Annotated in this window: 22 protein-coding genes; 7 read left to right on the top strand and 15 right to left on the bottom strand. The window is 68.6% G+C overall.

The genetic code is table 11. The features are described 5' to 3' along the window. Positions 1–92 precede the first annotated feature (92 nt). Positions 93–1,727, bottom strand: a complete 1,635-nt coding sequence (locus QFZ65_RS06405) for a helix-turn-helix transcriptional regulator (RefSeq protein WP_306909101.1) — start codon at positions 1,725–1,727, stop codon at positions 93–95. Between the two features lie 114 nt (positions 1,728–1,841). Next, complete coding sequence (locus QFZ65_RS06400) at positions 1,842–3,365, bottom strand: ATP-dependent DNA ligase (RefSeq protein ID WP_306909099.1); 1,524 nt, start codon at positions 3,363–3,365, stop codon at positions 1,842–1,844. Between the two features lie 92 nt (positions 3,366–3,457). Here QFZ65_RS06400 and QFZ65_RS06395 point away from each other — a divergent pair, with 92 nt between their 5' ends. After that, positions 3,458–4,060 (top strand): dihydrofolate reductase family protein, encoded by a 603-nt coding sequence (locus QFZ65_RS06395; protein ID WP_306909096.1) that lies wholly within the window; start codon positions 3,458–3,460, stop codon positions 4,058–4,060. A 68-nt stretch (positions 4,061–4,128) separates the two neighbouring features. Here the strand turns inward: QFZ65_RS06395 and groL are convergent, their stop codons facing one another. From groL to QFZ65_RS06380, 3 genes are all read right to left on the bottom strand, one after another. Further along, entirely contained in the window at positions 4,129–5,739 is a 1,611-nt protein-coding gene (groL, locus tag QFZ65_RS06390; RefSeq protein WP_306909094.1) for a chaperonin GroEL, read from the bottom strand. 77 nt (positions 5,740–5,816) lie between these two features. After that, the gene (groES, locus tag QFZ65_RS06385; RefSeq protein ID WP_284976420.1) at positions 5,817–6,113 is read right to left on the bottom strand and encodes a co-chaperone GroES; all 297 of its coding nucleotides are present in this window, start codon (positions 6,111–6,113) and stop codon (positions 5,817–5,819) included. Between the two features lie 233 nt (positions 6,114–6,346). Continuing rightward, on the bottom strand, positions 6,347–6,781 hold the full coding sequence (locus tag QFZ65_RS06380; protein WP_306909089.1) for a hypothetical protein: 435 nt from the start codon (positions 6,779–6,781) through the stop codon (positions 6,347–6,349). A gap of 56 nt (positions 6,782–6,837) precedes the next feature. Here QFZ65_RS06380 and QFZ65_RS06375 point away from each other — a divergent pair, with 56 nt between their 5' ends. Beyond that, complete coding sequence (locus tag QFZ65_RS06375; protein WP_306909087.1) at positions 6,838–8,052, top strand: class I SAM-dependent methyltransferase; 1,215 nt, start codon at positions 6,838–6,840, stop codon at positions 8,050–8,052. A gap of 26 nt (positions 8,053–8,078) precedes the next feature. On the opposite strand, the gene QFZ65_RS06370 is transcribed toward QFZ65_RS06375, so the two are convergent. After that, complete coding sequence (locus QFZ65_RS06370) at positions 8,079–8,921, bottom strand: shikimate 5-dehydrogenase (protein WP_306909085.1); 843 nt, start codon at positions 8,919–8,921, stop codon at positions 8,079–8,081. A 262-nt stretch (positions 8,922–9,183) separates the two neighbouring features. On the opposite strand from QFZ65_RS06370, the gene QFZ65_RS06365 reads away from it, so the two are divergent. Further along, positions 9,184–10,335 (top strand): glutamate--cysteine ligase, encoded by a 1,152-nt coding sequence (locus QFZ65_RS06365; RefSeq protein ID WP_306909083.1) that lies wholly within the window; start codon positions 9,184–9,186, stop codon positions 10,333–10,335. 22 nt (positions 10,336–10,357) lie between these two features. On the opposite strand, the gene tsaD is transcribed toward QFZ65_RS06365, so the two are convergent. From tsaD to QFZ65_RS06335, 6 genes are all read right to left on the bottom strand, one after another. Continuing rightward, entirely contained in the window at positions 10,358–11,467 is a 1,110-nt protein-coding gene (gene tsaD / locus QFZ65_RS06360) for a tRNA (adenosine(37)-N6)-threonylcarbamoyltransferase complex transferase subunit TsaD (protein WP_306909081.1), read from the bottom strand. After that, positions 11,464–11,943, bottom strand: a complete 480-nt coding sequence (gene rimI, locus QFZ65_RS06355; protein ID WP_306912512.1) for a ribosomal protein S18-alanine N-acetyltransferase — start codon at positions 11,941–11,943, stop codon at positions 11,464–11,466. The genes tsaD and rimI overlap by 4 nt, the downstream gene beginning before the upstream one ends. A 53-nt stretch (positions 11,944–11,996) precedes the next feature. Beyond that, the gene (tsaB, locus tag QFZ65_RS06350; protein ID WP_306909079.1) at positions 11,997–12,668 is read right to left on the bottom strand and encodes a tRNA (adenosine(37)-N6)-threonylcarbamoyltransferase complex dimerization subunit type 1 TsaB; all 672 of its coding nucleotides are present in this window, start codon (positions 12,666–12,668) and stop codon (positions 11,997–11,999) included. Then, a complete protein-coding gene (tsaE, locus tag QFZ65_RS06345) occupies positions 12,668–13,318 on the bottom strand; it encodes a tRNA (adenosine(37)-N6)-threonylcarbamoyltransferase complex ATPase subunit type 1 TsaE (protein ID WP_306909077.1) in 651 nt (216 codons plus the stop codon). The genes tsaB and tsaE overlap by 1 nt, the downstream gene beginning before the upstream one ends. Continuing rightward, positions 13,315–14,598: an alanine racemase gene (gene alr, locus QFZ65_RS06340; protein ID WP_306909075.1), complete on the bottom strand. Its 1,284-nt coding sequence runs from the start codon at positions 14,596–14,598 to the stop codon at positions 13,315–13,317. The genes tsaE and alr overlap by 4 nt, the downstream gene beginning before the upstream one ends. Positions 14,599–14,805: 207 nt before the next feature. Then, positions 14,806–15,897, bottom strand: coding sequence for a carbohydrate kinase family protein (locus QFZ65_RS06335; RefSeq protein WP_306909073.1), 1,092 nt, complete (start codon positions 15,895–15,897; stop codon positions 14,806–14,808). 95 nt (positions 15,898–15,992) lie between these two features. Here QFZ65_RS06335 and QFZ65_RS06330 point away from each other — a divergent pair, with 95 nt between their 5' ends. From QFZ65_RS06330 to QFZ65_RS06315, 4 genes are all read left to right on the top strand, one after another. Beyond that, complete coding sequence (locus QFZ65_RS06330) at positions 15,993–17,450, top strand: 6-phospho-beta-glucosidase (RefSeq protein WP_306909071.1); 1,458 nt, start codon at positions 15,993–15,995, stop codon at positions 17,448–17,450. A 119-nt stretch (positions 17,451–17,569) separates the two neighbouring features. Next, positions 17,570–18,856, top strand: a complete 1,287-nt coding sequence (gene mshA, locus QFZ65_RS06325) for a D-inositol-3-phosphate glycosyltransferase (RefSeq protein WP_306909069.1) — start codon at positions 17,570–17,572, stop codon at positions 18,854–18,856. Positions 18,857–18,917: 61 nt separating this feature from the next. Continuing rightward, positions 18,918–20,642: a formate--tetrahydrofolate ligase gene (locus tag QFZ65_RS06320; protein ID WP_306909067.1), complete on the top strand. Its 1,725-nt coding sequence runs from the start codon at positions 18,918–18,920 to the stop codon at positions 20,640–20,642. Positions 20,643–20,765: 123 nt separating this feature from the next. After that, the gene (locus tag QFZ65_RS06315; protein ID WP_306909065.1) at positions 20,766–21,683 is read left to right on the top strand and encodes a DUF559 domain-containing protein; all 918 of its coding nucleotides are present in this window, start codon (positions 20,766–20,768) and stop codon (positions 21,681–21,683) included. Positions 21,684–21,766: 83 nt separating this feature from the next. Here the strand turns inward: QFZ65_RS06315 and QFZ65_RS06310 are convergent, their stop codons facing one another. The 3 genes from QFZ65_RS06310 to treZ all read right to left on the bottom strand — a co-directional run bounded on the left by QFZ65_RS06310 (position 21,767) and on the right by treZ (position 25,854). After that, positions 21,767–22,852, bottom strand: a complete 1,086-nt coding sequence (locus tag QFZ65_RS06310) for an inositol-3-phosphate synthase (RefSeq protein WP_306909063.1) — start codon at positions 22,850–22,852, stop codon at positions 21,767–21,769. Positions 22,853–23,022: 170 nt separating this feature from the next. Then, positions 23,023–24,060 (bottom strand): L-glyceraldehyde 3-phosphate reductase, encoded by a 1,038-nt coding sequence (gene mgrA / locus QFZ65_RS06305; protein ID WP_306909061.1) that lies wholly within the window; start codon positions 24,058–24,060, stop codon positions 23,023–23,025. A 30-nt stretch (positions 24,061–24,090) separates the two neighbouring features. Then, a complete protein-coding gene (gene treZ, locus QFZ65_RS06300) occupies positions 24,091–25,854 on the bottom strand; it encodes a malto-oligosyltrehalose trehalohydrolase (RefSeq protein WP_306909059.1) in 1,764 nt (587 codons plus the stop codon). Between the last annotated feature and the right edge of the window lie 2 nt (positions 25,855–25,856).

Below are 25,856 nucleotides of genomic sequence, written 5' to 3'. Positions count from 1 at the left end.
TCCATGCTTTGAGGCTACGAGCCGGGCCTTCCGCTCCGCGTCGGCCGAAACATGCAATTGTGCCGCACCGTCACGTGGGTATTTTTGTGCATTCAGCCGGCGAGCCCGTGCTCGAACGCATAACGTGTGGCTGCCGCCCGGGAAGACAAGCCGAGCTTGAGGAAGATATTGCTGATGTGCCGCGCGACGGTCTTTTCGCTCAGGTAGAGCTCGCCCGCGATGGCACGGTTGCCGCTGCCGGACGCAACGAGCCGCAGCACCTCCGCTTCCCTCGGCGTCAGCGGCCCAGCCCCGCCGCCGTCGGCAGTGCCCATAAAGGAGGCGGCCCAGGCAGCAGCGGGAGCGGCCCCCAGCTCGAGGAACTCCGCGTGCGCGGCCTCGAATTCCATCAGGGCCGAGGCTTCGTCGCCGAGGTCACGGCAGGCCCGCCCGATCAGGACCCGGCAGCGGGCGGCCTCGTAGGGCACACCAAGTCCAGCCCAGAGGTGCCAGGCCTGCCGCAGGGACCGGGAGGCACCCACGGGATCGCCCTCTTCCAGCCGGACTTCGCCGTCTGACTGGCCGGCCACGGCGCCCACCATGGGGCGGGGGCATTCCCGGGCAAAGGCGAGCAGGTCCTGGGCACCCTGACGGGCCGCCGGAAGGTCGGGAACAGCCAGTTCAATGTCCACCAGGGCGGGCAACAGGTGGCGGCGTGTGGCAGCGTCCGCCGTGCCGGCCGCCCTGCGGATCATCGCCTGGGCGCGCACCGCGTCTCCGCGTGCCAGCGACAGGAGTGCAAGGCCTGGCTGGGGTTCGTAGCCGCTGCGGGCCGCCTGCCTGTAGGAGGCTTCGCTTGCATCCAGGTCGCCGCTGAGGCGCTGCACTTCCGCCTGCTGGTAGAAACCGCCGTAGAGCGCCCGGGGATCACCGTTGCTGGAACGCTCCTGGGCGACGGCGGCCGCCGCCAGCGCCTCGGGCCAGGCACCGTGCAACCGGAAGAGCTCTGCGCGGTGAGCCTGGCACTGGCCGCTGAACGCAAGGGTGTCCGGGCGGTCGCGGCACCAGCGGTCAAGGGCCGCTGTCCACTCCAGCGCCCGCTCCAGATCCAAGGCCAGCTGGCAGTTGCCGATGACCGCGCAGTAGATAATCCCGGACGGCACTGCGGACAGTTCCCCCGCGGTCACGGCCACCATCACCTCGTCGAACATCGCGAGGCCTTCCTCGGCCCGGCCAATCGCCAGTGTTGCCTGCCCGCTGCCGAGCAGGGCGAACGCGGACAGGTCTTTGTCCCCGAACCTTTGTCCGAAGTCCGCCATCCGGGAGAAGAGCTGCAGGGCTGCTTCCGGATCGCCGCCGTACAGCGTCTCCAGGGCCACGGGGAGGAGCATGAAGCCCTGCACCGCGTCCGGTTCGGCAAGTTCGTTCACCAGCCGCTGGCCCCGTGCCAACCAGCCGCCAGCACGAGCCGTCTCCCCCGCGTTCGCCAGATGCATCACCATCCAGACGGCACAACGGGCGGCGCCCACCAGGTCGCCGAGAACCAGATATTCCTCGTGTGCGCGGGTAAGCGTATCCAGGCCCATGGTGAGGTTGCCGGTCAGGAGTTCCGCTGTTGCGAGCCGTTCAAGGTCCTGCGCGGGCAAGCCGCCCTGCTGGTCGGCATCCCGGAAATTCTCGAAGGCATCGGTCCAGCGGTGCTCCCGGAAGGCCGCACGGCCCTGGTCAATGCCCGTCTCAGCTGACATCTGGCCTCCTTCGGATCCCACCCAGCCAGCTTCACGCCACCGTTCGCCGCCCCAGACGGTACTTAAGCGTCACCGTACGCCCGGAGGGGAAGGGGCACAAGCGGGGCGTCCGGGCTAGGAACGCCTCAGCGCGCGCAAGGTCTGGATGGTGTCGGCCTCAGCCGCCGTCTTGTCGTCGCGGTACCGTTTGACGCGTGCGAACCGAAGGGCGATTCCGCCCGGATAGCGCGGGGAATGCTGCACGCCGTCGATCGCGATCTCGACGACGGTGACAGGTTCGACCCAGACGGTGCCCGCTGTGCGGCGCACTTCGAGCTCCTGGAACCTCTCGGTCTGCCAGCGCAGCAGCGCATCGGTGAGGCCTTTGAACGTCTTGCCCACCATCACATAACCGCCCGGTTCGCCGAACTCGCCGGCCGGGTCGAGGGCCCCGAGGTGCAGGTTCGACAGCAGCCCGGTACGCCGTCCCGATCCCCACTCGCAGGCGAGCACCACCAGGTCGTAGGTGAGCACCGGCTTCACCTTGATCCAGTTCGAACCACGCCGGCCGGCCGCGTAGGTTGATCCGACCGCCTTTACCACCACGCCCTCGTGGCCCGCAGCGAGCGCATCGCGTGACACACTCTCAGCAACGTCGGCGTCCGCCGTGATCTCCCCCGGGATCCGGTAGCCGGGGGAGATACGCTCGAGCACGCCGATGCGCGTCGCCAGCGGCTCGTCCAGCAGGTCGCGGCCGTCGATGTGCAGCACGTCGAAGAACCAGGGATGCAGCACCGTGGCCCGTGCGGCGTCCGCCCCGAACCGCGACATGGTCTCCTGGAACGGCCGCGGACCGCCGTCCTCGTCGAGGGCAAGGGTTTCGCCGTCGAGGATCACATCGCGCACCGGCAGTCCGCGCACCACGTCCACCACCTCGGGCAGCCGGTGGGTCACCTCGGCCAGGGTCCGGGTGTAGATGCGCACCTCGTCGCCGGCACGGTGCACCTGGATGCGCGCGCCGTCGAGCTTGTATTCCACCGACGCCGTCCCCGTGGCCTCCAGGGCCGCCCCGGCGCTGGACGCGGTTGAGGCGAGCATGGGCTGAACCGGACGGCCGACGACGAGGCCGACGGCGTCGAGCTGGGCCGTCGTGCCCGTGATCGCCAGCAGGGCTGTCCCGCCGAGATCACCCGAGAGCATCGCCGCACGGCGAACGGCGTCGACGGGCCGATCGGCGGCTCGGGCAACGGCATCGGTCAGGACCCCCTCAAGCGCACCGGTTCGCAGTTCGCCGAGCAGCACACCGGCGATGAAGGCCTGCTCGCGTTCGGTGGCGGCCGCCGTAAGCGTCCTAAGGGTCGAGGCGCGTTCCGCGGCGGATCCGGCACCTGCCGTGGCAAGCAGCCTGTCAAGAGCAGCGTCGAGGTCGGCGACAGTAAGGCTCGATTCGGCGGCCGGCTCCCCCATGGCCGCCGTCATGCCGCGCCAGCCGACCCCTACCCGGCCCTGCCGCGGCTTGGCGACCAGCAAGCCGACGGCCGTCGCGATGTCCCCGGGCTCAAGCCGGCGCAGCAGGTCGGCCAGTGCGTCGACCTTCGCGAGCCGGGAGCGGGTCGATGCGACGGCATCCGCGGTTCTGACGAGCTCCTCGAGCAGCATGGCACCAGTCTGCCATGCGGGCCCGGCACGGATGCGCAGTGCCTGGCCGCCGGCTCTGGACAGCGTCCGAAGGCCGTTCCAGAATGGGACCCGTGGGCATCATCGTCGCAAACCTGTTCATCACCCTCGACGGCGTCTACCAGGCACCCGGCGGCCGCGAGGAGGACACCGAAGGAGACTTCGCCTTCGGCGGCTGGCAGGCTCCCGTGTCCGATGACGAGGCGGGCGAGGCCATCGGTGCCGAAATCAGCCGCATCGACGCCCTGCTTCTTGGCCGGAAGACCTACGACATCTTTGCGGCCTACTGGCCGAACCAGTCCGACGAGATCGGCGGCACGCTCAACCGGGTGCCCAAGTTCGTCGTCTCCAGCACCCTGACCGACCCAGGGTGGGCCGGGACGACGGTGCTGCCGGATGCCGCGGCCGCGGGTCGGCTCCGCGAGGAGTACGAGCAGGTGCACATGTTCGGCAGCGGCGTCCTCATCCGTTCGCTGCTCGCGGAAAACGTGATCGACCGCCTCCACTTCTGGCTCTATCCGATCACTCTGGGGCAGGGCAAGCGCCTCTTCGACGCCGGGACCATCCCCGCCTCCTTCCGCCTCGCCGAGCCGGCGCGCACCTTCCCGAAGGGGGCGGTGTCGCTGGTGTACGAGCGGGCGGGAGACGTCGAGACGGAGGAAATGGCTGCCACGTAGCGCAGCCACCCGTGCACAAAAAACCGGCCCAGCGGATGCTGGACCGGTTTTTATGTGGTGGGTGGGCCTCAGTGCTGGTGGCCCGCGTGCTCGTCCTCGTCCGCCGGCTTCTCAACCACGAGGGTTTCCGTGGTGAGAACCAGCGCCGCGATCGAGGCGGCATTGCGCAGTGCTGCGCGCGTCACCTTGACCGGGTCGATGACGCCGGCGGAAATGAGGTCTTCGTACTCGCCGGTCTTGGCGTTGAAGCCCTGGTTGTTGGCGGATTCGGCCACCTTGGCAACGACGACATAGCCGTCGAAGCCCGCGTTCTGGGCGATCCAGCGAAGCGGCTGGGTCAGGGCGCGGCGGACGATGCCGACAGCAGCTGCCGCGTCACCTTCGAGCGCCTGAACAGCAGGATCCTCGTCCAGGGCCTTGAGGGCGTGGATGAGGGCCGAGCCGCCGCCAGCCACGATGCCTTCTTCGAGGGCAGCGCGGGTGGAGGACACGGCGTCCTCGATGCGGTGCTTCTTTTCCTTCAGCTCGACCTCGGTGGCAGCGCCGACCTTGATCACGCCGATGCCGCCGGCCAGCTTGGCCAGGCGTTCCTGGAGCTTTTCCTTGTCCCAGTCGGAATCGGTGCGGGTCAGCTCGGCGCGCAGCTGGGCGACCCGTGCTGCAACGTCCTCGGCCGAACCGGCGCCGTCGACGATGGTGGTGTTGTCCTTCGTGACGGTGATGCGCCGGGCGGTGCCGAGCACCTCGAGGCCGACGGTGTCCAGGCTCAGGCCCAGTTCCGGCGAGACAACCTGCGCGCCGGTGAGGGTGGCGATGTCCTGCAGCATGGCCTTGCGGCGGTCACCGAAACCCGGAGCCTTGACCGCAACGACGTTCAGGGTACCGCGGATGCGGTTGACGATCAGCGTGGAGAGGGCTTCGCCTTCGACGTCTTCGGCAATGATGAAGAGCGGCTTGGAGCTCTGCAGCGCCTTTTCCAGCAGCGGCAGGAATTCCTGCACCGAGGAGATCTTGCCCTGGTTGATCAGGATCAGAGCGTCTTCGAGGACTGCTTCCTGGCGTTCCGCGTCGGTGACGAAGTACGGGGACAGGTAGCCCTTGTCGAACTGCATGCCCTCGGTCAGGACCAGTTCGGTCTGCGTGGTGGAGGATTCCTCGATGGTGATCACACCATCCTTGCCGACCTTGCCGAAGGCTTCGGCCAGGAGCTCGCCGACCTCGTCGCTCTGCGCGGAGATGGAGGCCACGTTGGCAACCTGGGTGCCCTCGACCGGACGGGCGTTCTCGAGCAGGCGGGCTGCGACGGCCTCGACCGAGACCTCGATGCCGCGCTTGATCTGGCCCGGGGCGGCACCGGCCGCAACGTTGCGGAGGCCTTCCTTGACCAGAGCCTGTGCCAGCACCGTTGCGGTGGTGGTGCCGTCACCGGCGACGTCGTTGGTCTTGGTGGCGACCTCCTTGGCAAGCTGCGCGCCAAGGTTTTCGTAGGGGTCGTCCAGTTCGACTTCACGGGCGATCGTGACGCCGTCATTCGTGATGGTGGGCGCGCCCCACTTCTTGTCCAGCACGACGTTGCGGCCGCGCGGGCCGAGCGTCACCTTGACCGTGTTGGCGAGCTTATCGATGCCGGCTTCAAGCGACCGGCGGGCAGCGTCGTTAAACGCAAGCTGCTTTGCCATGGTTTTTGTCCTTTCAAGACCGAACCCCGCGCAGCTGACCCGTCAAAGAGGGATCGGCGGCGCGGGGTCCAAGAGAGTTACTTTACGACGATCGCCAGAACGTCGCGGGCGGACAGCACGAGGTACTCGTTGCCGCCGGTCTTAACTTCGGTTCCGCCGTACTTGGAGTAGATGACAACGTCGCCGACGGTGACATCGACCGGCACGCGGTTGCCGTTGTCGTCAAAGCGGCCGGGGCCTACTGCGACAACTTCGCCTTCCTGCGGCTTTTCCTGCGCGGAGTCCGGGATGACCAGGCCGGAAGCCGTGGTCTGCTCGGCTTCGAGCGGGCGGACAACAATACGATCCTCAAGAGGCTTAATAGAGACCGACAAGGACCTCTCCTATTCGTCAGCAAATTCGTGGACTATAAAGCTGTGGTGCCATGGCGTACAGACCGTCGTCGCGGTGCCGGCCGCAGCCTGGCTGAAGCTTTGGGGTTAGCACCCTCCTAGGGAGAGTGCTAATGACGACTCTATGTATTGGTTAGCACTCGGTCAAGGCGAGTGCCAGAAATGCGTCGACGGCGGACGCCCGGCAGGTGCCGCGGCCGTGCGGACCGCGCGGTTCACTGCCCGCCGAGGTCCTCGAAGTCCACGTCCTCGCCGTCGTCCCGGGCGCCATTCCGGTCTGCGCCGTTCCGGTCCCGGTACACCAGGAAAGCGCCGGCGGCGGCGAGCGCCAGGCCGACGATGAGGAACACCACGCCGCCGAGCCGGGCGGCAGCGTAGGTCTCGCGGATGGAGCGGGCTTCGTCCGTGGCGTCGTGGACGTCCTTGCCGCCCACCGAATAGACGGTGGCATTGAAGGAGTCGAGGAAAAAGATGATAACCAGCAGCGCCAGGCATACGACGGCGATCACAACGCCCGTGACCAGCGCCGGGCGCGCGTACCTGGCCACGCCGTGGCGGCGGGCCCGGCCCTCCGCGGCATCCTCCCCAGCGGCGCAGGGATCCGGGCGGGCGCCCTCCGGTCCGCCGGTTTCCCTGCCGTTGTCCTCCATGCCGTCCAGCGTAGCCGCCGCGCCCTGGCACCGCCGCCTGAACTACCCTTGATTCCATGGCTGACGCACAGCAGGACCAGATCGCGCCCCTCCTCAATCCCGAAGGCTGGGAGCTGCTGGCGTCGCTGGGACCGTACCGGGAGGATGAGGCGTTCCGGCTGAACGCAGCCCTGCGCAAGGCCGGGCACTCTCCCGAACTGGTGTCAGCGGCGCTGACGCAGTCCCGGCTCCGGACCAAGGCAGAGGCCAAGTTCGGCGAATTCGCCCGGCAGATGATTTTCACCCAGGCGGGGCTGGAGCAGGCCACCAGGCTTCCGGTGGCGGCCCGGCACGCGCAGCGCTTTGCGGAAGCCGGAGTGGAACATGTGGCGGACCTTGGCTGCGGCCTCGGAGCCGACGCGATGGCGATGGCGTCGCTGGACATCCGGGTTACGGCGGTGGAGATGGACGAGACAACGGCAGCCTGCGCCACCATGAACCTGATCCCGTTCCGGAACGCCACCGTGGTCCACGCCGACGCCACGGCCCTGCCCCTCGAGGGGATCGACGGCGTCTGGCTGGATCCGGCCCGGCGCACCACCTCCACGTCCGGGACGAAACGGCTCTGGGAGCCTGAGGACTTCTCCCCGCCGCTGTCCTTTGCGGAATCGCTGGCCGGCTCCGGCCGGGCCGTCGGGGTGAAGATGGGCCCGGGCATGCCGCACGAGGCGGTACCCGCCGACTGCGAGGCGCAGTGGGTCTCCGTGGGCGGGGAAGTCACCGAGGTCGCGCTGTGGTTCAACGCCGTCCGGCGCCCGGGCGTCCGGCGTGCCGCGCTCCTGCTCGGAGCGCAGGGCGCCGCGGAGCTGACCAGCCCCGAGGATTTCGACGGCGGCCCGGCAGCCCCGGTAGGCCCCGTTGAGGGATACCTCTATGAGCCCGACGGCGCCGTCATCCGCGCGGGCCTGGTGGCCGACGTCGCACTCCAGTTGGGCGGGCACCTTGTGGACGAGCACATCGCCTACATCTGCGCACCGGAACTGGTGGACACGCCGTTCGCCCGCGCCTACCGGATCCTCGAAGTGATGCCCTACAACGTCAAGGCACTCAAGGCGTGGGTCAAGGACGGCGGCATCGGCGTGCTGGACATCAAGAAACGCGGCACCTCCGTGACGCCCGAGGAGCTGCGCAAGCAGCTGCTGCCCGGGAAGCACAAGGGCAAAAAGACGGCCACCCTGGTCCTCACCAGGATCGGCGAGGACCGGGTGGCCATCTCGGTGGAGCCCGTTTAGGCCCTTTTCACCGTTACCGGGTCCGGCTACTGTGCCCGCATGAAGTCCTCGGCGGCACGGACCTGCTCGTCGCTGGGCCGGATCCCGGTGTAGAGCACAAACTGCTCCAGCGCCTGGATGGTGGCCACCTCGGCACCGGTGATCACGGTCTTGCCTGCGGCGCGGCCGGCCCTGACCAGCGGTGTTTCGGCCGGCAGCGCAACGACGTCGAACACCACCTCCGCGGCGTCCACCGCCTCCTGCGGGAAGGACAGCGCATCGGCGTCCGGGCCGCCGGCCATACTCCCTGCCATACCGATAGGTGTCACGTTGACCAGCATCTGGGCGGTACCGCTACTCACGGCGTCCGGGACCTCGGCCAGCCACTTGAAGCCGTAAAGTTTGGCGAGCGACCGTCCCGCAGCCTCGTTGCGGGCGATGACCGTCACGTCCGTGAAGCCCGCGTCGCGGAGGGCTGCCGCAGTTGCCTTGGCCATGCCGCCGGAGCCCCGGAGCCACACCGAGTAGTCCGTGGGAACGGCGTTGTTCCGCAGCAGCTGCTCAATGGCGGTGTAGTCGGTGTTGTACGCGGTGAGGCGGCCGCCGTCGTTGACGATGGTGTTGACCGAATCGATCGCCTTGGCGGACGGGTCCATGACGTCCACGAGGGCAATCACATCCTCTTTGTACGGCATGGATACGGCACAGCCGCGGATGCCCAGGCCCCGGACCCCGGCGATCGCCTGGGCGAGGTCGGTGGGCGCGAACGCCTTGTAGATCCAGTTCAGGCCCAGCTGTTCGTACAGATGGTTGTGGAAGCGCGTCCCGTTGTTGCTCGGCCGGGCCGAGAGGGAGATGCAGAGCGTCATGTCTTTGTTCAGTATGGGCACGCTCCCATTAAACGCCAGCAGCGCCCGGGGTCCAGCGGCCCGACGCGGCGCGCCAGCTGGGCCGCCGCTCATGCGGCCGCTGGGCACCGCTCATGCGGCCGTTCATGGTGTGAAAACAGTCACCTCCCGACGGCCGTTCATCACCGGTCTGCCTGCCGCCCCTGCATTAGACTGGGACCACCGTTGCCCACGCCAACCGCCCTGCCAGTACCGCTGCCAGAAGGGGTCACGGCAACGGGCAGCAGAACAGTAAAGGGACCACATGAAGATTGATTTCGCTTCATCCAGGCAATCAACTCTTGGTGTGGAATGGGAGCTCGCGCTGGTCGACGCCGAAACCGGCGAACTCGCCTCCGTGGCCAACGAGGTGCTCCGGGGGGTCGCCGCCGCCCATCCCGAGCTCAACGAGGACGACGAGCACCCCCACATCAAGCAGGAACTGCTGCTGAACACCGTTGAGCTGGTCACCGGGATCTGCACCACGGTTGCGGAGGCCAAGGCAGACCTGAGCGATTCGCTGGCGGCGGTCCGGGACGTCACCGACCCGATGGGCGTCGAGGTTTTCTGCGCCGGCAGCCACCCTTTCAGCCCACCGCAGCTGCAGCCCGTGACGGACAAGGAGCGCTACGCGAAGCTCATCGACCGCACGCAGTGGTGGGGCCGCCAGATGGTCATTTACGGCGTCCACGTGCACGTGGGCCTCGACAGCCGGGACAAGGTCCTCCCGATCGTTGACGGCCTGGTGAACTACTTCCCGCATTTCCAGGCGCTCTCCGCGTCCAGCCCGTTCTGGGGCGGCGAGGACACAGGGTACGCCTCGCACCGTGCCCTGATGTTCCAGCAGCTGCCCACCGCCGGGCTGCCGTTCCAGTTCTCCAGCTGGGAGGACTACGAATCCTACGTCCAGGACATGTTCACCACCGGCGTGATCGACACGATCTCCGAGATCCGCTGGGACATCCGCCCCGTCCCCGCCCTCGGCACCATCGAGATGCGCATCTGCGACGGCCTGGCAACCTTGGAGGAAGTCGGCGCCATCGCCGCCCTGACGCAGTGCCTTGTCGACGAGTTCTCCACCACGCTGGAGAACGGCGGCACCATCCCCACCATGCCGCCCTGGCACGTGCAGGAGAACAAATGGCGCGCGGCCCGCTACGGCCTGGACGCCATCATCATCCTGGACGCCGCAGGCAACGAACAGCTCGTGACCGACCACATCCGTGAGACGGTCCACCGGCTGGAACCGGTCGCGGCAAAGCTCGGCTGCACCGCCGAACTCGGCGACGTCCTGAAGATCATCGACCGCGGCGCCGGCTACCAGCGGCAGCGCCGGGTTGCCGCGGAGCACGGCGGCGACCTTCGCGCCGTCGTCCTCGACCTGGTCAAGCAAATGCGCAAGGGACCGGAAGCCTAGCGTCCCCGGGCGGCCACGCCGCTTAGGCAGACACGGACGTCACCGGCATCGACGAATCAGGCGCGAAGCCGATGCCGCTCGGCGCGATTCCGGCCATCACCAGCTGCGCCCCGAGGGCAGCAACCATGGCACCGTTGTCCGTGCAGAGCGAAAGCGGCGGGACCGTCAGCCGGATCCCGGCGGCGCTGCAGCGCTGCTCGGTGAGCTGGCGCAGGCGGGAGTTCGCGGCCACGCCGCCGCCGAGCAGGAGCTCGGTGATGCCGTGCTCGCGGCAGGCCAGCACGGCCTTGGCCGTGATCACGTCCACCACGGCCTCCTGGAAGGCTGCGGCAATGTCCGCCACCGGGACCGTCTCGCCGCGCGCTTCGAACTGCTCCACACACCGGGCGACGGCGGTCTTCAGTCCGCTGAAGGACCAGTCGTAGCGGTGCGGCCCGGGTTCCTCCGCCGTCCCCATGTACTTGGGCTGGGTCAGCCCGCGCGGAAAGCGGATCGCCTTGGCGTTGCCGGTGCGCGCCAGCCGGTCGATGGCAGGACCGCCGGGATAGCCCAGGCCCAGCAGCCGTGCGACCTTGTCGTATGCCTCGCCGGCGGCGTCGTCGATCGTGGAGCCGAGCAGTTCGACGTCGTCGGTGATGCTGCGGATCCGCAGGATTTCGGTGTGGCCGCCGGAGACCAGCAGCGCGCCGAGGTTCTCCGGCAGCGCGTTCTGCGCCGTGGAGCCGGCGAAGGGCTGCGGGCCGCCGGAGTCCGCTTCGAGCAGCCCGACGCCGACGTGCGCCACGAGGTGGTTGATGGCATACAGCGGCTTCCCGGTGGCGACCGCGAGCGCCTTCGCCGCGCACACACCGACCATCAGCGCCCCCGCGAGTCCCGGGCCGGAGGTGACGGCGATGGCGTCGACCTCCGCGAGCGTCACCCCGGCTTCGGCAAGTGATTCCCGGAGGGTCGGCACGAAAGCGTCCAGGTGGGCGCGCGAGGCGATCTCGGGAATGACGCCGCCGAAACGGACATGCTCCTCCATGGAGGAGGCCACCGTGTTGGTCAGCAGCCGGGTTCCGCGGACGATCCCGACGCCGGTTTCGTCGCAGGAGGATTCGATGCCCAGGACAAGGGGCTCGGTGCGGTTCATGGGCGGTCTGCTTCCCGTGGCTGAGGGCTGTGCGGGCTGCGGTCGGAGTCAGGCTCCAGCCGGAGGCGCATGATCAGGGCGTCGACGCCGTCGCGGTAGTACCGGGGGCGGACGTGGATCTGTTCGAAGCCGAAGCGGAGGTACAGCTGCTGCGCCCGCGGGTTGTCCGCCCGGACCTCCAGCAGCACGTCCTGGGCGTGGCGCAGCCGGCTTTCCCGGATGAGCTCGCGCAGCAGCGCCGACCCGATGCCCCTGCCTTCCTGCTCCGGCACGACGGCGATTGTCTGCACGTCCGCGATGGGCTCGATACACATCAACCCGGCGTAACCCACGATGCGTCCGGCATGTTCGGCCACCAGATAACGCCGCGTTTCCGCCTGCGCCAGCTCGTCGAGGAACATCTGCAGGGGCCAGGCATCCACCGGGAACAGCTGGCGTTCGAGCTCGTGCACGGCCGGGATGTCCGCCGCGGTCATGTCCCGCAGCGCCGTTCCGCCCGGCAGCTCCGCCGCCGCTGCGTGCCGGCCGCTCACAGGGCGCGCTTCCGCGGGCCGGGGACCTGCGCGTCCGATTCCCGCAGGTAGAGCGGCGTCGAATCCAGCAACTTGTCCCCCGCGGCCAGCCGGGCGAGCGCAAACTGGCCGAGCGAGAGCGCCTCGGGCTGGCGGGAACTGAAGCCGTCAACGGCCTTGACGACGTCGGCATACATTCCCGCGCCCGCACCGTAGACGGGCAGGTCCGGCAAATCAGCCGCAAAACCGACATGCGGCCCGTCGAGCAGTTCGGGCAGCTGCCCGCCGGCCAGGCTGTACCGCGCCCAGTAGACCTCTTTGCGCCGCGCGTCCGTGGCGACGATGAACTCCGGCGCGGCATCAACGGACTCGGCCACCTCCAGGGCCACGGCGTCCAGGCTCATCAGCCCGTACAGCGGCTTGCCCCAGGCGAAGGCCAGGGTGCGGGCGGTGACGATGCCGGAGCGCAGCCCGGTGAACGGGCCGGGACCCACCCCGGTGACAATGACGTCGACGTCGGCCCCGGCCAGGCCGGCCTCCGCAAGCAGCCGTTCGATGCCCGGGGCGAGGACCTCTGCATGGCTACGCGTGTCCTCGGTGGCGAAGCTGCCGACGACGGACTCCATCGCGTCATCCGAGACGAGCGCGGCGCTGGCCACCGCGGAGGTGTCGATTGCGAGGATCAGCATCAGGAGGTCCGTTCCGTTGGCTCTGGTTCTGGTTCTGGCTCTGGTGCTGGCCCTGGTCCTGCCTCTGGCAGGTCCGGCGGGGTGACCCAGCGCGGACCGAAGCCGCGGAGCACGATGGTGCGGGGCTCGTCGTCGTCGTCGGTGTCGAAGTCCAGGGTGGCAGTGGCAGCGGCAGGTGCGCGCCCGGTGAGCTCGCCCGCAGTCAGGTTGGCCGCCGGGCTACCGCCGCCGAGGGTGCGGACCAGGTCCACCTCAAGCCGGCTCTCGCTCAGGTGCTCCACGCGGCCCCGGCCCCACTCCACCACCGTCACGGCGCCGTCCATAGTGTTTTCGAGGTCGATGTCGTCAATCTCCGAGGCGGAGCCGAGCCTGTAGGCGTCGACGTGGACCAGGTCCGGGCCGCCCGGCCGGGGTCCGTCGGGCCGGCTCGGATGGATGCGCACCAGCACGAAAGTGGGTGAGATGATTCCGGCGCGGACGCCCAGGCCTTCCCCGAGTCCCTGCGTAAATGTGGTCTTGCCGGCTCCGAGCTCGCCGGTGAGGACCAGCAGGTCTCCGGCCACCAGCTGCGCCCCCAGGACCGCGGCTAGGGCGTGGGTCTGCCCGGCTGTGCCGACTTTCAGCGTCAGTTCCCACGCGGGCCCGGTCACTGCCCCGGCTCCCCGGCGCGTCCGGGCGCCTGGCTGGATTCCTCGTTGCGCGGTTCCTCTGTGCCCGGTTCGTCGGCGAGAGCGGGCACCTCGTTGATGTAGCGGCGCGGCACCCGCGGGCTGATCCGGGTGACTATTTCATAGTTGATGGTGCCGGCGGCCCGGGCCCAGTCCTCGGCGGTGGGTCCGCCGTCGTCGCCGTTGCCGAACAGCACGGCCTCGCATCCGAGCACGCTGTGCCCGCCGGCGGAAACGTTCAGGGGGCCAAGGTCAATCACCATCTGGTCCATCGCGATCCGGCCAACCACCGGGTAGGTCACGCCCTCCACGCGGACCGGCCCGCCGGTGGCGACGCGGGGAACGCCGTCGGCGTAGCCCAGCGGAATGAGCCCGAGCGTGCTTTTGCCGTGCGTGCGGTAGTTCAGCCCGTACGAGACGCCCTGGCCGGCCGGCACGTCCTTGCAGTGCGAAACGACCGTTCGGACCGTCATGGCCGGGCGCAAGCCCAGTTCCTCGGAGCGTTGCCCCTCAAAAGGGGAAAGCCCGTAGATGCCCAGCCCCACCCGGACCAGGTCGAAGTGGGTGTCAGGCCGGGAAAGCGTCGCCGGCGTGTTCGCCAGATGCCGGACCTCGGGGTCGACCCCGGCGTCCCGGGCGATCGCCAGCGCCACCCGGAAGGCCTCGAGCTGCTCGTCGGTTTCGGGCCGCTCGGGTTCGTCGGCGACGGCAAGGTGGGAGAAGATGCCCACAACCCGCAGCAGCCCCTGGTCCTGGTACTCCATGGCTTCGCCGACGAGGCCGTCCCAGGTGTCCAGCGTCGCGCCGTTGCGGCCGAGGCCGGTGTCGACCTTCAGGTGGACGCGGGCCGGCCGTTCCTGCTCTCGGGCCGCCGCGACTATCTGCTGCAGTTCCCAGCCCGAGCACCCGATGTCGATTCCGGCGGCGACGGCGGCACCAAAGTTGCTGTCGGAGGTGTGCAGCCACGCCAGTAGCGGCGCTTCGATACCGGCCGCCCGCAGGGCCAGGGCCTCGGAGATGTGGGCCACGCCCAGCCAGTTGGCACCGGCACTGAGGGCCGCCCGGGCGACCGGCACGGCACCGTGGCCATAGGCGTCGGCCTTGACCACCGCCATGACCTGCGCGGGTGAGGCGACAGCCGCAAGACGACGCACGTTGTGGCGGATGGCTTCGAGATCGATTACGGCCGCGCGCTCTTCGGCGAAGGCAGACGCGGCCTCCGGGGCGGAATGGAAGTCACCGGTTGCTGCTGGGTAAGTCACTTAACGATTCTAGGGGCGGGAGCGCGTGCGGCTTAATTCGCCCGCCAGTGGACATGCCCTCCCCTTGCGGCGGACATGCCCGTTGCTGGCGCCGAACAATGAGCATAAAGGAACTATGTCCAATCCCCAGCCGCGCCGCAGAGCATGTTCAACGGGCCAGGCCCGGGCCGGAGAGCATGTCCAATCCCCAGCCCCGCCGGAGTCCTTCTAGGCGTCGGAGAGGTGCGCGATGGTTGCCGTCGCCCGCCGCTGGGCCTCGGGCGGGACGTCGCGGACGATGTCGTCCAGGAAGCAGTAGCGGCGCAACCACTGGCTGCTCTGCCGTTCCTTCCGGGCGTTGGCGCGCTGCCACCAGTCGGCAATGTCGCCCCACCCGGGCGCGGCCAGCGAACCGCCGACTTCCTGCACGGCCAGGGCGGCACACAGGTTGGCGAAGCGCAGCCGGTCCCCGAGCGGCCAGCCTGCCAGGCAGCCCACGATGAAAGCTGCGCCGAAGCAGTCCCCGGCGCCGGTCGGATCGTATGCCGCGACCGGCAGGGACGGCACCCACTCCTCTTCGCCTGTCTCCGAGTCGACCGCCATGGCGCCCTGCGGACCCAGCGTCACAACGGCCACCGGGACCTGGTCTGCCAGCGAGTACAGCGCCGACCACGGGTTGTCCCGGCCGGTGAACGCCATGGCCTCGTGCTGGTTCGGCATGAAGGCGTGGAAGTACTTCAGGCTCTCCAGCCGCGCCGGTGACCACGCCCCGGTGGGGTCCCAGCCGACGTCGCCGAACAAGCGGACTCCCGCCTTGTGCGCACCAAGGGCCCAGGGCTCCAGTTCCTCATTGAGTTCCGCAACCGCCGCGAGCGCTGCCGGAGGTGTGCCGATCAGCTGCGATGAGGTCACCGGGGCCGGATGGCCGTGGGTGACCATGGAGCGGTCCTGCTCGACGCTGAGCGAGACCGTCACAGGGGAATGCCAGCCCGGTACCCGCTGGGAGAGTGAAAGGTCCACGTGTTCCTGGGCCGCGAGGATCTTCCAGTTGTAGTCGCCGTAGCCGTCGTCGCCGAAGGCAGCCGCCAGGCCCGTCCGGAGGCCCAGCCTGGCCGCGGCTATCGCCTGATTGGCGACCCCGCCCGGGCAGCTTCCCATCCCGTCGCTCCAGATTTCCGTCCCGGCGACGGGCGCGTGTGGCAACCCCGTGAAAATGATGTCCTGGAACACTGTGCCGGTGAGAAGCAGATCGAACCCCTCGGAGGCCGGGGAACGGACGGAAGAAAGCGGGTCGAAGCGCCGCGGTGGGTTCGCGTCCATGTACGGCAGACTACGCCGTCCCGGGGTGGCAGGAAAGGCGTTCCATGCGCCCCCGCCGGGCTACCAGCCGCAGCAGGTGTGCATAGACTGTCCGCATGCGGCTCATGATTGCCGGCGGCGGCGGATTCCGGGTGCCGCTGGTCTACCGGGCTCTCTCCACCGGCCCCTTCGCGGGGCTGGTCCGGGAGCTGGTGCTGTACGACGTCGACGCCGGCCGCCTGGCCGCCGTCGAAGCGGTCCTGGCAGCGCTATGGATCCAGGAGTCGTCCGGCCGTCCGTCCCCGGGGAACCTGCCCGCGGTCCGCACCACGACTTCGCTGCCGCAGGCCCTCGACGGCACCGATATGGTCTTTGCCGCCATCCGGCCGGGCGGCACCGCAGGCCGGATAGCCGACGAGCGGATCGCCCTGGAGCTGGGGCTGCTTGGCCAGGAGACCACAGGTGCCGGTGGCATATCCTATGCGCTGCGGTCGATACCGCGGATGCTGGAGCTCGCCGAAGAGATGCGCGACCGCTGCCCGGAGGCGTGGCTGCTGAACTTCACGAATCCAGCCGGGATGGTCACCGAGGCCCTGGTTCCGGTGCTCGGGCGGAGGGTGGTTGGCATCTGCGATTCCGCCGGCGGACTCGTGCACCGTGCAGCCCGGGCGGCCGGCGTCGCGCTGCCCGAGGGCAGGCTCGACGGCGCCGGTTACTACGGCCTCAACCACCTCGGCTGGCTGTACCGGCTGGAGTCCGGCGGCCGGGACGCGCTGCCCGGGCTCTTGGCGGATGCCGGTGCCCTCGCCGGTTTCGAGGAAGGGAAACTGTTCCCGCAGCCCTTCCTCGCGGACCTGGGGTGCCTGCCCAACGAGTACCTCTTTTACTACTACGAGACGGAACGCGCCCTGTCCGGCATCCGCTCCGCCGTCCAGACCCGTGGTGAATCCATCGACCGGCAGCAGTCCGAGCTCTACCCGCGGCTCGCGGCTGCCGGGGCGGGGGCGTATCGGCTCTGGGAGGAAGCGCGCCGCTCGCGCGAGGAGGGGTACCTGGCCGAAGCCCGCCCGGCCAGCGAGCGCCGGAACGAGGCGGACCTCGACGGCGGGGGTTACGAACGCGTGGCGCTGTCGGTCATGCGCGCACTCTCCGGCGGCGGCCCGGCGGAGCTGGTCCTGAACACGCCCAACACCGTCCCGGGAGCGGACCCGGCCGTTCCCGAGCCCGCCATTCCGGGGCTGCCGGCGGACGCCGTCGTCGAGGTTCCGTGCCGGGTGTCGCCCGACGGCGTGGTGCCGCTTCGGCAGGAGCGCCCCGCGCCCGCACAACTCGCCCTGATGCAGCGCGTGAAGGAGGTTGAACGGCTGGTTGTCCAGGCCGCGGGCCTGGAAGCTGCGGCGGGGGCGGAGGCGGGTACCGCATCCGGGACCCGGCGCGAGGCGGCGCTGGGGGCCTTCGCACGCCACCCCCTCGTTGATTCGACCGCACTCGCGGCCAAGCTCCTCGCCGGCTATGAGGCGGCTTTCCCTGAGCTGCAGCAGCTTTGGACAGCCGTCGCCGGCAACCGGCACTGATGTTCGTTGGAGAGCGCTGCGCCACAGGTGACGGTGGCCCGCAGCGGCCTGTGAACCTCCCGGGACTTCAGGAGTAGTGTTTTATCGACATACAGTTCGGGAACAAAGGGAGGCGAAGGGTGTCGCTGGTCCGCCGTGTTGCCTTGCTGTCCCTGCACACCTCGCCGATGGAGCAGCCCGGTTCCGGTGACGCCGGCGGCATGAACGTGTACGTCCGGGCGCTGGCCGCGGCTCTCGCCGAGAGCGGCGTCGAGGTGGAAATCTTCACGAGGTCAACCTCCCCCGGCCAGTCCGCCGTCGAACATCCTTCTCCTGGCGTGTGCGTCCACAACGTCATGGCCGGGCCGCCGCGGAAGCTGCCTAAGGAAGAGCTCCCTGAACTGCTGCACAGCATGGTGGCTGAGATCGACCGGATCCGCCGGCTGCAGCCGCACGGCCGTTACGACGTGATCCACTCGCACTACTGGGTCTCCGGGGTGGCCGGCCTGGAGCTCGCCCAGTTGTGGGGCGTCCCCCTGGTCCACACCATGCACACCATGGCCAAGGTCAAGAACCTGCTGCTGGAGTCCGGCGAGCAGCCCGAACCACGTCGCCGCGAGGACGGCGAGCACCGGATCGTGGACGGCGCCACCCGGCTGATCGCCAACACCAGCACGGAGGCCGCGGAACTCGTCTCCCACTACAACGCGGACATGGACCACATCGACATCGCACCGCCCGGAGTGGACCTGACGGTGTTCACGCCCGCCTTCCGCAGCCGGGCCCGGGCCGATCACGGAGTGCCCCCGGGCCGCTTCCACCTGCTGTTTGCCGGCCGGATCCAGCGCCTGAAGGGACCCCAGATCCTGATCAAGGCTGCGGCCCTGTTGCGAGCCCGGCGCCCGGACATCGACCTGCACCTCAGCATTGTCGGCGCAGTCAGCGGGGCGAAGGACTTCAACCTGAAGGCCCTGATCAGCTCCGCAGGAATGGACGACGTCGTCACCCACCATCCACCGGTCAGCGCGCCGAAGCTTGCCGCCTGGTACCGTTCGGCCGACGTCGTGGTGATGCCCTCCTACAGCGAATCCTTCGGGCTCGTGGCGCTCGAGGCCCAGGCGTGCGGGACGCCGGTGGTCGCGACCAAGGTCGGCGGGCTCTCCCGCGCGGTCTTCGACGGACGCACCGGACTGCTCGTGGAGGGCCACAAGCCCGGCGACTGGGCCGACGTCCTCGAGGCGCTGTACGACGACCCCGCCACCCGGGAGGACATGGGCCGCGCCGCGGCCCTCCACGCCCAGGGCTTCGGGTGGCAGCGCACCGCGGCTATCACCCAGGAGAGCTATCACACTGCGCTGAGCCAGTACTTTGGAAACCTGACCATCCCGATGGGCCACGCGCCCGCCGCCGGGGCGGCCAGCCGGTAACGCCGGCCTGCCGCCGCCAATGGCCGGAAAATCCGCCGACGCCACGAGCCAAAGGACAACAATGCCAGAAGACGCCCTCGCCGGGGACCCTGCCGCCGCTGCTCCTCCTGCAGGGACGAGTGATCTGGAAATTGCCCAGCAGTCCGTGATGCGGCCGATCGAGGAGGTGGCCGCCGAGGCCGGCATCAGCGCCGACGCCCTGGAGTTCTACGGCCGGTACAAGGCCAAGATCGATCCGGCGAAACTGGGCGGCGGCGCGGCAGTCCCGGCCGGCAAGGTGGTGCTCGTCTCGGCCATGTCCCCCACTCCCGCTGGTGAGGGCAAGTCCACCACCACCGTGGGGCTGGCGGACTCGCTGGCCCGGGCTGGGCACAAGGTGATGATCGCGCTGCGTGAGCCCTCGCTGGGGCCCATCCTGGGGATGAAGGGCGGAGCCACCGGCGGAGGCTACTCCCAGGTGCTGCCCATGGATGAGATCAACCTGCATTTCACGGGTGACTTCCACGCCATCACCTCGGCGAACAACGCCCTGATGGCCCTCGTGGACAACCACATCTTCCAGGGCAACGAGCTGAACATCGATCCGCGCCGGATGACGTTCAAGCGGGTGCTGGACATGAACGACCGCTCGCTCCGGGAGGTTGTGATCGGCCTCGGCGGCCCGGCGCAGGGCGTTCCGCGGCAGGACGGCTTTGACATCACCGTGGCTTCCGAGATCATGGCGGTGTTCTGCCTCGCCACGGACCTGGCCGACCTGCGGGAACGGCTCGGCCGGATCACCTTCGGCTACACATACGACCGCCAGCCCGTCACAGTCGCCGACCTCGGTGTCCAGGGCGCGCTGACCATGCTCCTCAAGGACGCGATCAAGCCCAACCTCGTCCAGACCATCGCCGGAACACCGGCCCTGGTGCACGGCGGCCCGTTTGCCAACATCGCCCATGGCTGCAACTCCGTGATCGCCACGCAGACGGCGCGCCGGCTCGCGGACATCGTGGTCACCGAGGCGGGGTTCGGCGCAGACCTGGGCGCGGAAAAGTTCATGGACATCAAGGCAAGGATGGCCGACGTCGCGCCGTCCGCCGTCGTCGTCGTGGCAACCATCCGGGCGCTCAAGATGCACGGGGGCATCGCCAAGGACCAGCTCAAGGAGCCGAATGTCGCGGCGCTGGCGGCCGGCGTCGCGAACCTCCAGCGGCACGTGCGGAACGTGGAGAAGTTCGGCGTCCCCCCGGTGGTGGCGATCAACCAGTTCGCCACCGATACGCCCGAAGAGCTGGACTGGTTGCTGGAATGGTGCGCCGCGGAGGGTATTCAGGCCGCCGTCGCCGATGTCTGGGGCCGTGGCGGCGGCGGTGACGGCGGGGACGAGCTCGCAGCCAAGGTTGCCGCGGCCATCGACGGGCCGCACGCCTTCCGGCACCTGTATCCGCTGGAGATGTCGGTGGAGGACAAGATCCGCACCATCGTGCAGGAGGTGTACGGGGCGGACGGCGTCGACTTCTCGGTGCCGGCGCTGAAACGGCTCGCGGAAATCGAAAAGAACGGCTGGTCGGGTTTCCCGGTCTGCATGGCGAAAACCCAGTACTCCTTCAGCGACGACCCCAACCGGCTGGGCGCCCCGAAGGGCTTCACCGTGCATGTGCGCGACCTCATCCCCAAGACCGGGGCCGGGTTCATCGTGGCGCTCACCGGCGCGGTCATGACCATGCCGGGCCTGCCCAAGGTCCCGGCCGCGATGCGGATGGACGTCGACGCGGCCGGGAACCCGGTAGGCCTCTTCTAACCCTCCCGTTGCGCTATCACTTTGGGTCGCCATTCCGGCCGTTTAGCCGCTCGAAGTGACAGCGCAACGCGGGGCTGTGGATAGCGAAAGCGGGGACCGGGCCCGGGGACCAGAATGGTCCGCATGCGTCCCCCAGCGGCTCTGCCGGCCCACCTGTCCATGGCTCCGTTCACCACCTATGAGGCCCGGGCCGCGAGGCTGAGCAGCAGCCGGCTCCGATCATCCGACCTGGCCTCTGCGGGCAGGCTGCTCTACCTGCCCGCAGGCTGGGAGTTTGAGCTCCGAGGCCTGGCGCGTGCCTTGTCGGCCGCGACCCCCGGCGCGTGGATCTCCCACGTTACGGCGGCCGTGGTCCTTGGCCTGTGGCTCCCGCCCTGGCACCGCGGCAGCACCGAACTCCACCTCAGCAAGCCCAGGGCCCTGCCACCGGTCCGGCGGCAGGGCGTCGTCGGGCATACCGTCCTGGCGTTCGACGACGAAATCATGGTCTGCGACGGGATCCGGATCTCGACGCCGGCGCGGACCTGGCTGGACCTGGCGCGCATCCTGCCGCTGAATGACCTGGTGGCGGTGGGCGACCAGCTGGTGCGGCATCCCCATCCCGAGCTGGAGGGCCGCGGCGAGCCGTGGGCAACGCTTCCACAGTTGCAGGTGATGCTGCGGCGGCACCCTAAGCTCAAAGGAATCGTCAAAGCGCGCGAGGCGGCGGGGATGATCCGCTCCGGTGCCGACTCGGCTCCGGAGACTTTTCTCCGCCTGGCGCTGACTGCAGCCGGGATGCCGGAGCCGGAGTTGCAGCTCCAGATAGTGCCGGGGGATCCCCGCTCCCCCGCTGCGGACCTCGGTTACCGTGTGCGGCGCGTTGCCATCCAGTACGACGGCGGCCACCACCTGACGCGCGAACAGCAGTCCCGGGACAACCGCCGCGACGAGATTTTCAACGCTGCGGGATGGCGCTATTTCAAGTTCAACGCGGACGATCTGGCCGAGGATTTCCGCGGCGCGGTGAGCCGGATCCGGGCCGCCCTCCGGGCCGGTTAAACGCCGGTTGCCCTATCACTTGGAGCGGCCAAGCCGGGGCTTTAGGGACCTTAAGTGATAGGGCAACCGGGGGGGAATGCGGTTTAGCGCTCCACGTCTCCGCGGATGAAGGCCTCGACCTTTTCGCGGGCGAGGTCGTCGTTGAACTGCTCCGGCGGGGACTTCATGAAGTAGCTCGACGCGGAGAGCAGCGGGCCGCCGATGCCGCGGTCCAGGCCGATCTTGGCGGCGCGGATGGCATCGATGATCACGCCGGCAGAGTTGGGCGAGTCCCAGACCTCCAGCTTGTACTCCAGTGACACCGGGGCGTCGCCGAAGTTGCGGCCTTCGAGGCGCACGAAGGCCCACTTGCGGTCATCGAGCCACTGCACGTAGTCCGACGGGCCGATGTGGACGTCCTTGGCCGCAAGGTCGGCCTCGACGTTCGAGGTGACGGCCTGGGTCTTGGAGATCTTCTTGGACTCGAGGCGGTCGCGTTCCAGCATGTTCTTGAAGTCCATGTTGCCGCCGACGTTCAGCTGGTAGGTGCGGTCCAGCGTGACGCCCCGGTCTTCGAAGAGCTTGGCCATGACGCGGTGGGTGATGGTGGCACCGATCTGGCTCTTGATGTCGTCGCCGACGATCGGCACGCCGGCGGCGGTGAACTTGTCGGCCCACGCCTTGGTGCCGGCGATGAAGACCGGCAGGGCGTTGACGAACGCCACGCCGGCGTCGATAGCGGCCTGCGCGTAGTACTCGGCGGCTTCCTGGGATCCGACCGGCAGGTAGCAGACCATCACGTCGACCTTGGCATCCTTCAGGGCCTGGACGACGTCGACCGGCTCATCAGTGGACTGCTCGATGGTCTCGAGGTAGTACTTGCCCAGCCCGTCGAGGGTCGGGCCGCGCTGGACGGTGACGCCGGTCGGCGGGACGTCGGCGATCTTGATGGTGTTGTTTTCGCTGGCGCCGATAGCGTCGGCGAGATCGGTGCCGACCTTCTTGCCGTCGACGTCGAAGGCGGCCACAAACTGCACATCGTTGACGTGGTACTTGCCGAACTCCACGTGCATCAGACCCGGAATCGTGGCCTGCGGATCAGCGTCCTTGTAGTACTGCACGCCCTGCACCAGCGATGCGGCACAGTTACCCACACCGACGATTGCAACACGAATCGGATTTGAAGACACGGAACTCCTTTGAGTACAAACTTCAATTGTGCCCAGCACGGCGGTGCTCTGTTGCACGACGGCGGCTCTGGCGGGCACGGCGCCATACGGCGCCACTTAGCATTCTACCCAACGCAACCGGCGCCGGGATTGTTCCCGGCGCCGGTTATTTCTCTTACGGGGTCAATCCCCTACTTCTGCGCCCAAAGATTGATGTCGGATTCGACCGCAAACTCGTCGATCGCCGTGAGCTCGTCGGCCGAGAAATCCAGCCTGTGGATGGCCGAGAGCGTGTCCTCGAGCTGCTCCACGCTGGACGCCCCGACGAGGGCTGAGGTGACCGGCGAGCCTTTGCTCTGGTCCCGGAGGATCCAGGCAATGGCCATCTGCGCGAGCGTCTGGCCGCGGCTTTGGGCGATCTCCCGAAGCCCGCGTATGCGGTCCAGCTTGTCCTCGGTGATGCTGGATTCGTCCAGGGACTTATCCTGCGCTGCGCGGGAACCGGCCGGCACCCCGTTGAGGTAGCGATCGGTGAGCATGCCCTGCGCCAGCGGGGAGAACGCGATGGACCCGGCACCCACCTGGTCCAGTGCCTCGTACAGGTTAGGGCTTCCGTTTTCGGTCCACCGGTTCAGCATGGAGTAGCTGGGCTGGTGGATCAACAGCGGGGTACCGAGCTCCTTCAGGATCCGGGCCGCCTCCAGGGTCTGCTCCGGTGTGTAGGAGGAGATGCCGGCGTAGAGGGCCTTGCCGGAACGGACGGCATGGTCCAGTGCGCCCATGGTCTCTTCCAGCGGCGTCTGCGGGTCTGGACGGTGGCTGTAGAAGATGTCCACGTAGTCGAGGCCCATCCGCTTCAGTGACTGGTCCAGGCTGGCGAGCAGGTACTTCCGCGACCCCCACTCCCCAAAGGGCCCGGGCCACATCCTGTAACCGGCCTTGGTGGAGATGATGAGTTCGTCCCGGTACGGGGCAAAGTCGTCGCGCAGGTGGCGGCCGAAATTGGTTTCGGCGGAGCCCGCCTCCGGTCCGTAGTTGTTCGCCAGGTCAAAGTGGTTGACGCCCAGGTCGAACGCCCGGCGCAGGATCGCACGCTGGTTCGCGAAGGGCAGGTCATCCCCGAAGTTGTGCCACAGCCCCAGCGAGATGGCCGGCAGGTGCAGGCCGCTGCGTCCCACGCGGCGGTAGGGCATGGAGTCGTACCGGTTGTCGGCAGCAACGTAAGTCATGGGTCTACAGTCCCGTCCTTTTGGAAACGCTCATTCGGTCGCAACAACGGCGCTGTGGCCGGGAAGCTCGAGGTAGCCGCCGTCAAGCTCAGCGGCGTCGTCCGTCGCGAGCAGCAGGGCCGCGGCGGGGACGGCAATGCGCCGGGGTTCGGCCGAGAAGTTCATCGCCACCCGGACGCTGCCGCGCTGCAGCACAAGCCAGCCTTCCGCCTCACTGAAGTCCACTTCGGTGGCTTCGAAGCCCGGGTCGGTGAGCTCCGGGGTCGTGCGGCGGAGCGCGATCAGGGAGCGGTAGAGCTCCAGCAGCCGGGCGTGGTCCCCTTCGGCGGCTTCGGACCAGTTCAGCTTGGAGCGGCTGAACGTCTCCGGATCCTGGGGATCAGGCACGACGGCGGGGTCCCAGCCCATCCGCTCGAACTCCTTGATCCGGCCCTCCGCCGTGGCCTTGCCGAGCTCGGGTTCCGGGTGGGAGGTGAAGAACTGCCACGGCGTGGTGGCCCCATATTCCTCACCCATGAACAGCATGGGAGTGAAGGGTGAGGTCAGGGTGGCGACGGCGGCAAGCGCCAGCTTCCCGTATGGCAGTGACTGGGACAGCCGGTCACCGGTGGCCCGGTTGCCGATCTGGTCATGGTTCTGGCTGCAGACCACGAGCGCGGCCGGGTGGGCCAGCGCCGGGTTGATCGGCCGGCCATGGTGGCGTTCGCGGAACGACGAGTAGCTGCCGTCGTGGAAGAACCCGGAGCGCAGGACCTTGGCCAGGGCTTCCAGCGACTCGAAGTCCTCGTAGTACCCTGTGGCCTCGCCGCTGACGTTGACGTGGACTGCGTGGTGGAAGTCGTCGCTCCACTGCCCGGCGAGCCCGTACCCGTTGGCATCGCGCGGGTAGAGCAGGCGCGGATTGTTTAGGTCGGATTCCGCGATCAGGGTGGCCGGGCGTCCGGTCTCGGCGGACACCTCGTCGGCGAGTGCGCCGAAGTCCTCGAGCAGGTGGACCGCCCGCTCGTCCTTGAAGGCGTGCACGGCATCGAGGCGCAGCCCGTCCACGTGGTAGTCCCGCAGCCACATGGCGGCGTTGTCCAGGATGTAGCGGCGCACCTCGTCGGAGCCGGGGCCGTCCAGGTTCACGGAGTCACCCCAGGTGTTGCCCTCCCCCGACTTGAGGTACGGCCCGAACTTGGGCAGGTAGTTCCCGCTGGGACCGAGGTGGTTGTACACCACATCCTGGATGACGCCGATGCCGGCGGCGTGGGCCGCGTCGACGAAGCGCTGGTACGCTGCGGGGCCGCCGTACCCTTCGTGCACGGTGTACCAGAGCACGCCGTCGTAGCCCCAGTTGTGGGTGCCGTTGAAGCCGTTGACCGGCAGCAGTTCGACGAAGTCAACGCCAAGCTCCGCCAGGTACTCCAGCTTCCCGGCGGCGGCGTCCAGCGTTCCCTCGGGGGTGAACGTGCCCAGGTGCAGCTCGTAGATAACGGCACCCTGCAGCGCGCGTCCCTCCCACTGCCCGTCGGCCCAGGTGTGGCCGGCGGGGTCGAAGGTCCGGGAAAGCGAGTGGACACCCTCCGGCTGCCGCCGGGACCGCGGGTCCGGCAGCGGCGTGCTCTCGCCGTCCACGAGGTAGCCGTAGTCCACCTCGCCGTCGGCGGGAGCGCCGGCAGCCGTCCACCAGCCGTTCCGCTCCGCACCGGCGCGGTCCATCGGGTACTGCTGTCCGTCAGCAAGCAGTGTGACCGCCTGCGCTTCCGGAGCCCAGAGATCGAAGCGTTCGCTTCCGTGTGCAGGCAAGGTCATGA

This window comes from Arthrobacter sp. B3I9, from assembly GCF_030816935.1.
In the GTDB taxonomy this organism is placed as follows: Bacteria; Actinomycetota; Actinomycetes; order Actinomycetales; family Micrococcaceae; genus Arthrobacter.
Note: the sequence above shows the minus strand (reverse complement) of the source record. Positions and strands in the feature narration are given on the sequence as shown.

Coding starts and splice junctions, on each gene's coding strand:
- tsaD (WP_306909081.1), bottom strand. CDS start 11,467: ATGAACCGCACCGAGCCCCTTGTCCTGGGCATCGAATCCTCCTGCGAC.
- QFZ65_RS06365 (WP_306909083.1), top strand. CDS start 9,184: ATGAAGATTGATTTCGCTTCATCCAGGCAATCAACTCTTGGTGTGGAA.
- QFZ65_RS06315 (WP_306909065.1), top strand. CDS start 20,766: ATGCGTCCCCCAGCGGCTCTGCCGGCCCACCTGTCCATGGCTCCGTTC.
- rimI (WP_306912512.1), bottom strand. CDS start 11,943: ATGACCGCGGCGGACATCCCGGCCGTGCACGAGCTCGAACGCCAGCTG.
- QFZ65_RS06335 (WP_306909073.1), bottom strand. CDS start 15,897: ATGGACGCGAACCCACCGCGGCGCTTCGACCCGCTTTCTTCCGTCCGT.
- QFZ65_RS06380 (WP_306909089.1), bottom strand. CDS start 6,781: ATGGAGGACAACGGCAGGGAAACCGGCGGACCGGAGGGCGCCCGCCCG.
- mgrA (WP_306909061.1), bottom strand. CDS start 24,060: ATGACTTACGTTGCTGCCGACAACCGGTACGACTCCATGCCCTACCGC.
- QFZ65_RS06405 (WP_306909101.1), bottom strand. CDS start 1,727: ATGTCAGCTGAGACGGGCATTGACCAGGGCCGTGCGGCCTTCCGGGAG.
- groL (WP_306909094.1), bottom strand. CDS start 5,739: ATGGCAAAGCAGCTTGCGTTTAACGACGCTGCCCGCCGGTCGCTTGAA.
- tsaB (WP_306909079.1), bottom strand. CDS start 12,668: ATGCTGATCCTCGCAATCGACACCTCCGCGGTGGCCAGCGCCGCGCTC.
- treZ (WP_306909059.1), bottom strand. CDS start 25,854: ATGACCTTGCCTGCACACGGAAGCGAACGCTTCGATCTCTGGGCTCCG.
- QFZ65_RS06330 (WP_306909071.1), top strand. CDS start 15,993: ATGCGGCTCATGATTGCCGGCGGCGGCGGATTCCGGGTGCCGCTGGTC.
- QFZ65_RS06400 (WP_306909099.1), bottom strand. CDS start 3,365: ATGCTGCTCGAGGAGCTCGTCAGAACCGCGGATGCCGTCGCATCGACC.
- QFZ65_RS06320 (WP_306909067.1), top strand. CDS start 18,918: ATGCCAGAAGACGCCCTCGCCGGGGACCCTGCCGCCGCTGCTCCTCCT.
- QFZ65_RS06375 (WP_306909087.1), top strand. CDS start 6,838: ATGGCTGACGCACAGCAGGACCAGATCGCGCCCCTCCTCAATCCCGAA.